Source organism: Neisseria sp. P0021.S006, from assembly GCF_051956895.1.
Genome location: NZ_JBQCWZ010000319.1, coordinates 1 through 1,504 on the forward strand (window position 1 = coordinate 1; position 1,504 = coordinate 1,504).

The window sequence follows — 1,504 nt, forward strand, 5'->3', positions numbered from 1 at the left end:
TTTCGTTTGCTATTCCGATTGATGTTGCCATGAATGTGGCCGATCAATTAAAAGCCAACGGCAAAGTCCAACGCGGCCAATTAGGCGTGGTTATTCAAGAAGTTTCTTATGATTTGGCCAAATCTTTCGGTTTGGACAAAGCAAGTGGCGCACTGATTGCAAAAATCATGCCAAACAGCGCGGCACAACAAGCAGGCTTGCAGGTTGGCGACATCGTACGCAAAGTTAACGGCGAAGAAGTCCGCGCTTCCAGCGATTTGCCAGTTATGGTCGGCTCGATTATGCCGGGCAAAGAAGTAACTTTGAGCATTTGGCGCAGCGGCAAACAAACCGATGTCAAAGTCAAACTTGGCAGCGCAGCCGAACAAACGGAAACTTCTGCAAAAGAAGCCGAACACCCGCAACACGAAAGCGGCCATGACGGATTCACCGTTGAAAATACAGGCGTTACCCTGCAGGTTGAAAACGCAGACGGTAAACAACGCTTAATCGTTCTGCGCGTTAGCGGCGCGGCCGAACGTGCCGGCCTCAAACGCGGCGACGAAATCATTGCCGTCAGCCAAATCAGCGTCAATGACGAATCCACTTTCCGTAGCGCATTGGAAAGCTCAGGCAAAAACGTACCGCTTTTGGTACAACGCGACGGCAATACTTTGTTCCTCGCGCTAAATCTGCAGTAGTCCGATTTTTCAGACGGCATGATGATGTGTTAGATGATAAAATACCCATATGTCAGAGGCAGTGGGTATTTTGTTATCCGTCTTCCAATTTAGGCCTTCTGAAAATATTTCACCGCTTATACACAATATAATTATGCAACTTATTAATTATTCGAATTCTATTTTATCTATCGTCCCGGCAGCCATCGCGCTCGCCTTGGCCATTGCAACGCGCCGTGTATTGCTGTCCTTAGGTGTCGGCATTATCGTAGGCTCATTCTTGCTGGTAGGCAGTAATCCACTTGATGCCTTGGTTCACTTAAAAGACATGGCAGTCAGCCTGACTTGGGCGGACGGCGATTGGTCCTTGGGCAAACCCAAAATCCTACTCTTCTTGGTGCTTTTGGGGATTTTCACTTCCCTGCTGACGCATTCCGGCAGCAACCAAGCATTTGCCGATTGGGCAAAACAGCACATCAAAGGCCGTCGCGGGGCGAAGCTGCTGACCGCCTGTCTGGTATTCGTTACCTTTATTGACGACTATTTCCACAGCCTTGCCGTCGGTGCGATTGCCCGCCCTGTAACCGACAAATTCAAAGTTTCCCGCGCCAAACTGGCTTATATCCTTGACTCCACTGCCGCGCCGATGTGCGTTTTGATGCCTGTATCCAGCTGGGGGGCGTCGATTATTGCTACTTTGGCAGGCCTTTTGGTGACTTACAACATCACAGACTACACACCAATGGGCGCATTCGTGGCCATGAGCCTGATGAATTACTACGCCGTCTTCGCATTAATTATGGTGTTTGTCGTTGCTTGGTTCTCCTTCGACATCGGCTCTATGG

The 1,504-nt window shown here is 49.6% G+C and carries 2 protein-coding genes; both read left to right on the top strand.

What is annotated here, in order from left to right; translation table 11 throughout:
* Positions 1 to 680, top strand: a 680-nt coding sequence (locus tag ACTHUM_RS13705) for a PDZ domain-containing protein (protein ID WP_440403135.1), incomplete at its 5' end; no start/stop codon positions are given.
* A 133-nt stretch (positions 681 to 813) separates the two neighbouring features.
* On the top strand, positions 814 to 1,504 hold a 691-nt coding region (locus tag ACTHUM_RS13710; protein WP_440403136.1), incomplete at its 3' end, for a Na+/H+ antiporter NhaC family protein.